This window comes from Psychrobacter sp. 5A.1 (assembly GCF_030407455.1).
Classification (GTDB): domain Bacteria; phylum Pseudomonadota; class Gammaproteobacteria; order Pseudomonadales; family Moraxellaceae; genus Psychrobacter.
Window position 1 is genome coordinate 1 of sequence record NZ_JASDDJ010000095.1, and the last position, 6,554, is coordinate 6,554.

The 6,554-nt window shown below is 45.5% G+C and carries 2 protein-coding genes; both read left to right on the forward strand.

Annotated features, from left to right (window positions below; translation table 11 throughout):
• Nucleotides 1–120: 120 nt before the first annotated feature.
• The gene (locus QL982_RS13775; protein WP_290165604.1) at nt 121–6,234 is read left to right on the forward strand and encodes a DNA repair ATPase; all 6,114 of its coding nucleotides are present in this window, start codon (nt 121–123) and stop codon (nt 6,232–6,234) included.
• A gap of 51 nt (nt 6,235–6,285) precedes the next feature.
• Entirely contained in the window at nt 6,286–6,456 is a 171-nt protein-coding gene (locus QL982_RS13780) for a DUF2256 domain-containing protein (protein WP_290165602.1), read from the forward strand.
• Nucleotides 6,457–6,554 lie beyond the last annotated feature (98 nt).

Genomic DNA, 6,554 nt, shown 5'->3' on the forward strand with positions numbered 1-6,554 from the left:
ATAATATCAACATAGGCATCTAATATACACCACTATGAATAAAGGAATTATGTGTTTTTAGTGACGATGTGCTAAAACAATAAATTTATAACTAAAAATGCCAACAACGGATAATTACTCATGGCAGATACGCAAAACTCAACAAATTCAGACAGCAACGATAACGCTAATCAAGCCAACCAAACCGATCAGGCAGTTGCTTCAGGCAATGCTTATGAGCTCATCAAAAAACGTCTGACGGAACAAGGCGGGCGTTTAGAGACGCAGACGCAGACGCTAAATAATGCGCGTCTCGAAGAGTTTGGCAGCACTCAAATGCAAGTCATCGCCCGTACTCGTATTCGTACCGAATACAACTGTGTGGCACAAGACATGGTGCAGGTGGGCGATTATTTGCTGTTTGGCTACAACGTTTTTATGGGGCTCAAACGCGCGAGTAATATTAAAGACGTATTGTCGTTATATCGTCTGAACGAGCCAGTTGGTAATGAAGAAGAGTATCAGCTCGAAGAGGTTGACCTAAAAGGGACGTTTTTGGCTCAAGACGCTTTTGTTCAAGACTTCAATGAGCTATATCGATATTACAAGCAAACGCGCCTGATTCAAATAACGGTGAAAGACAGCAAGTTGCTATTAGCGTTTCAGATTGGTGAGCGCATCACTGATATTCGAGTGTTCCGTTTCGCGTTAGATTTTAGCCAAGGTACACCAGAGTCAGCGCAAGTCGCTTATGTGGACAATCGAGGCGAGCGTGACATTGAATTGCCACCTGCTTATGATTTTGACTGGATTGAGACCACACGCGATCAAATGGTGAATGGCAAATATCCGCATATGAATATCTTAGACACGATATTTGTGGAAACGGTTGGTGGCGATTTGACCATCAAGATTGAGGACAATACGCAATCCGGTCAGGGTATTTATAGCGAACCAGTTAATGACCGTACCCAGTCGCTGACCGATGCTGAGATTGCATATGCCAAAGTGGGCAGTTTAATACTGCTCAAAATATTGCCCTATCGTGAAGAGGACTACCGTTATTTCGTTTATAACACCTTGACCGAAGCGGTGCTGCGATTGGATGCGATTGGACAGTCGTGTGTTCAGCTACCAGAAGACCACGGCATCATGTTTCCGGGTGGTTATTATCTACAGACGGGTGAGTATAAGCTGTTCGAGGCCAATAATGTTGGTGCTACTGACTTACGGTTTAAGCGTAAAATTGTATCGCCAAATGGGGAAGATGTTTTATTCTTATTTTACGACCGAGACTTGGGCGTCACGGGACTGTTTCCTTATAACTTGATTAAAAAGCAATTGGCAAACCCTATCTATTGTAACGGTATGGCTTTGGCAGAGAATGGCCGTTTGGTGCTGTTCAGTGACCAAAGTGAGCCATCTCGTATTCACCCAATGCAAATATGGCACACGCCTTACGCCTCGCATGAGTATGTCAGTGAGTTGCCAGAAAGCACGAGCTTTTATGGAAAAATCGGCAATAAAGAGCTGGTACGCGGTATCTCCGACCTGTATAGCATTACCCGCCTGATTGATAATCAAAGCGTGTCACAGAAGCTCTATGAAGAGCTTACCAATAATACCAGCCGACTCTTTGACAGCTATTACTGGTTGTCTGAGCCTGAGCTAAGCGAAGTCGCCAGTAGTATTAAGGAAGTGACGGCAACGGCTGAGCTGGTTATTGATGAGTTCGCTAAAGTACAAAGTATCCAGAAACAAACCCAAACCGCGCTAGCTGATGCTGATACACAGCAAAGTGAGATTTTGCGGCAGATACGCGTCACTAGCTTTGAGTCTGCCAGTGATTATGTCGATCAGTTGTCAGCGTTAAGACGCCAAAAAGGCCGCTTGGTCAGCTTGGAAGATTTGCGATATCTAGATGCCGATAAGTTACAAGCATTACAGACACAGTTAGAAGAAGCGGAGAGCGAGCTGGCTGAAAAAACGGTATTGTTTTTAAGTGGTGAAGAGGCGCTATCAAGCTACGAAGGTATATTGGTCGATGTTAGTGAGCGCTTAAACACGGCTGAAACCAATGCTGAGCTAAAACCCGTACTAGAAAAAATTGATGAGACCGCGCAAGGGTTAGATTTATTAACCGAGTTGCTAGGCACATTAGATGTTGCCGATGCCACGGTACGTACGCAAATCATCGATGACATATCGACCATTTATGCGAGCCTGAACCAGAGCAAAGCCAAGCTCAACCACAAACGCAAAAATCTAGGGTCAGCTGAGGCCGTGGCGCAATTTGGCGCGCAGTTTAAGCTGTTCGGTCAGTCCATTGCCAACGCCTTATCCATTGCCAACACCCCTGAGAAATCAGACGAGCAAATGGCAAAATTGCTGGTACAGTTAGAAGAATTGGAAAGCCAGTTCGCTGATCCAGAGACCAATAGTGGCGATCAGTTTTTAGCCGATATCATCAGCAAGCGTGAAGAGATTTACGAAACCTTTGAAAACCATAAGCAGCAACTACTCGATGCTCGCAACCGCAAAGCGCAAAACTTGGGTGATGGCGCGTTGCGGATGCTTGAAAGTATCAAGAAACGCACGCAAAGCACAGGTGTCACGGGATTTACAGAAGAGGAAGCGCTGAATACGTATTTTGCGGCTGATGGTCTGGTGCAAAAAGTCCGCAACATCGCAAAAGAGCTGCAAGCGATGGGCTTTAGCGTCAAAGCCGATGACATCGATGCGCGCCTAAAAGCCATTCAAATCGAGAGCTATAAGAGTTTAAAAGACAAGTCAGACTTGTTTGAAGATGGTGGCCAAATTATCAAACTGGGTAAGCATCGTTTTTCAGTCAATACTCAGCCATTAGATTTGACCTTGTTGAGCCGTCAGCAGTCAGATGGCAAGCGCGTGCTGAACTTGCATCTAACGGGTACCGACTATTATGAAGTGCTTAATAATGCTGAGCTAAACGCCTTGCGCCCGTATTGGGACATGAATATTGCCTCCGAGTCTGACAAGGTGTACCGCGCCGAGTACTTAGCCTATAGCATTATCGAAAGTGCTAAGAACAGCCAGGAGGGTTTGACCGAAGAACGTCTATATCAAGCATACGATGCGACTGTCATTACGCTCGATGTTAATGGTGATATTGACAGTCCATTGTCCAAACTGGTCAAAGCTTACGCCACCCCTCGCTATCAGCTTGGCTATGACAAAGGCATTCATGACCATGATGCCACGCTATTACTGATGCAAATCCTGCCGACATTGCGTGAGGCAGGGCTACTGATTTATACCCCGCAAGTACGAGCATTGGCGCAATTATTCTATTGGCAGTTAAAGATCGTGCAAGCGCTTGGTTTAGACAGTTTACGTCAATTTGGTTATGACAAATGGCTGAATGAATCAGTGCTGACACGCGCAAATAACTGGACGGATAGAGCCGCCACCGCCGAGCAACTGCGCCGTGCATTGGGCAGCGATACTGCGAAGTCTCTATTGGTCGAGGACATGAGCCAAGTGATGCGTCATTTTGTTATGGCTCATAATGATGACAGTCTTAGCGCTGATAAAGATGGTAGCGTTGATAAAGGCGCCAACATCTTCAAACCAAGCTACGTTCAGCTTGCTTGTGAATACTTGGTGAGCGTCATGGGACAGTCGGCTGAAACCAATGCCGGCGCACATAACACAATAAAATGGCAAACCAGCCAACAAGCGCAGCAGTTGTGTGATCAACTAAGCCAAACATTGAATAGCGCTGCAGGTGGCACGCAAAATACCGCTAGTTTTGACCAACTACAATCTTCTATCGGCAAGCTTGGTTTCCAACCCAAATCAGCCTATGAGCTATTAGCCACATGGTTTCATGCACTACTTGATAAGACTTATGGTGGGACAGAGTCGGCTAATGTCGCAGCTAATGGCACGGATGAGGCAGGCGAGGCACTCAGTGAAGAGCAGCTTGCCGAGATTGAAACACAAAACGCGCTACGCAAGCAGCAATTAGAGAGTGGCCGTCATTATGTGCCTGAAGCCATTGCCGTTTTGCTTACCCAGTTAAATGATGCTCAGCGTGAAGCCTTGGTGCAACGATTGATTGATTCAGGCGCTACTTTTAATAAAGGGGCTTTTAATAAAGGGCTAAGTGCTAAAGGATTGGGCAATCAAGGCGCAAGTACCACGCCATCGGCCTTGTCATTTTCTTCAATCACCTCGTCGCCAGTTTCATCGACTACATCATTGACCAGTATTAATAATCCGCTCAATCAAGTACAAAGCTTTGAACGTAGCACGGGTAAGGTATCGCTTGAGATACAAGTCAATAACCTGCTGGGTGAGCATATACGTATTCATCAACAGACCTTAACCTTTGCCGTCGATGATTTCTTAAATCGTTTGCATCATCATGATACCCAAGTTATCCCTGCCTACAGACGTTATCTGGCCATGCGCTCAGAGATATTGCATGACTCAAAAGAGACGTTGCGACTGGACGAATTTATGCCGCGCCCATTGTCCTCATTTGTGCGTAACCGTCTGATTAACGAGAGCTATCTGCCGCTTATCGGTGACAATCTTGCTAAACAGATGGGCACGGTCGGCGAGGATAAGCGTACTGATCTGATGGGTATCCTTATGATGATATCGCCACCAGGGTATGGTAAAACCACTTTGATGGAATACGTGGCAAATCGTCTCGGCCTTATCTTTATGAAGATTAACTGTCCGTCACTCGGTCATGACGTCACCTCATTAGATCCCGAAAAAGCACCCAATGCTACCGCCCGAGAAGAGTTGAATAAAATCAACTTGGCCTTTGAGATGGGCAACAACGTCATGCTTTATCTTGATGATATTCAGCATACGCATGCGGAATTTTTGCAGAAGTTTATCTCACTCGGCGATGGTACGCGCCGTATCGATGGCGTCTGGCAAGGCAAGACCAAAACTTATGACATGCGTGGCAAAAAGTTCTGCGTGGTCATGGCAGGTAACCCTTACACCGAAAGCGGCGAGGCATTTAAAGTCCCTGACATGCTCGCCAACCGTGCCGATATCTACAACTTAGGCGATATCATGAGCGGTATGGAAGAAGTATTTGCACTCAGTTATATCGAAAACTCGCTGACCTCTAATACCGTCCTCGCACCAATGGCTAACCGTGACTTAAGCGATGTGCATCGTTTGATTAAAATGGCAAAAACGGACAATGCAAATCTAGCACAAGCACAAAGCAGTGATCTGACGTATCCGTATAGCACTTCAGAAGTTAACGAAATTATCGCCATATTGCGCCATATGTTTAGGGTGCAAGAAGTCATTTTGGATGTCAACCAAGCCTATATTGCTTCTGCCTCGCAAGATGATAAGTATCGTGTTGAGCCGATATTTAAGCTACAGGGCAGTTATCGTAATATGAATAAGATGACCGAAAAGCTGTCGGCGGTCATGAATGAAGAAGAGCTGAACCAGCTGATAGATGATCACTATCTGGGCGAGTCGCAGCTATTGACACAAGGCGCAGAGAGTAACTTGCTCAAGCTTGGTGAGATGCGTGGTGTCTTAACCGAAGCAGAAACAGAGCGTTGGGCGCAAATCAAAGCCGATTTCTTACGTAACAAAGCCATGGGCGGTGAAGACGGTGATACGGGCGCGCGTATCGTTGCACAGTTGGTCGACTTGGCCAGTGGCTTCAATGCCATCAGTAGCCAGTTTGAGACATACTTAACGAAAAACGATCCAGAGCAAATCGCTCGCTTACGAGAAGCAGGACAACAAGCGCAACTCGATGCCCAGCTAAACGCCCAATTAGAAGCACAAAAAATACTTGCTGATAGCGTCATTAACAATGCCAAAATCGTCAGCGACAGTATCGATAATGGCTTTGAAAAAAGCGTGAGCCAATTGCTGCAAATATATAAGCACGATCATAAGTCAGAAGGCGAGTATCTCAAGCAAAACCAATATGCACAAAAACAGCTCATGGTGCAGCTGGTCAATGCCGTTGAACAACTGGCGCAAAAAATGGCGGATAGCTTGGTTAGCAATAATGATAATCAAACAGCCGATAGCGATATCCCTAATATTCATCAGCAGACCGCATTGATGGCAACTGCCCTCAAGCAAGCATTAGAGCCATTGACGATGCGGATGGATGAGAAGCTGGCGATTGATACCAGCGCCGATCAATCTGGTAAGTTAATCGTCAATAGTCTCAACAGACTTAATAAAATCTTTGACGACTATGATTAGTAGACTATAGTGACCAGTAACTAATGTAGTAAACAAACCAATGAGAAAATTATGGCGCAAAAAAAGAAGAACGTCCGCAAAAAACTCTGCCCTGTCTGCGAGCGCGAGTTTAGCTGGACTAAGAAGCTTGATAAAAATTGGGAGAGCATGGTCTATTGCTCCGACCAATGCCGACGGGTGAAAAAGTATGAAGGGCTAGATCATCAAAAAGAAGATAAATAGGCATTAATACTTAACCATAGATGTTAGGGCGTGTCCTCAATTCAAACGAGTGTCCTCTAAATGGGCTAAAAACAGCTAAATTTTGCCAAACATCGTCA

Bases quoted from the DNA above. Each gene is read 5' to 3' on its own strand.
- QL982_RS13775 (WP_290165604.1), top strand. From the start codon at position 121: ATGGCAGATACGCAAAACTCAACAAATTCAGACAGCAACGATAACGCT.
- QL982_RS13780 (WP_290165602.1), top strand. From the start codon at position 6,286: ATGGCGCAAAAAAAGAAGAACGTCCGCAAAAAACTCTGCCCTGTCTGC.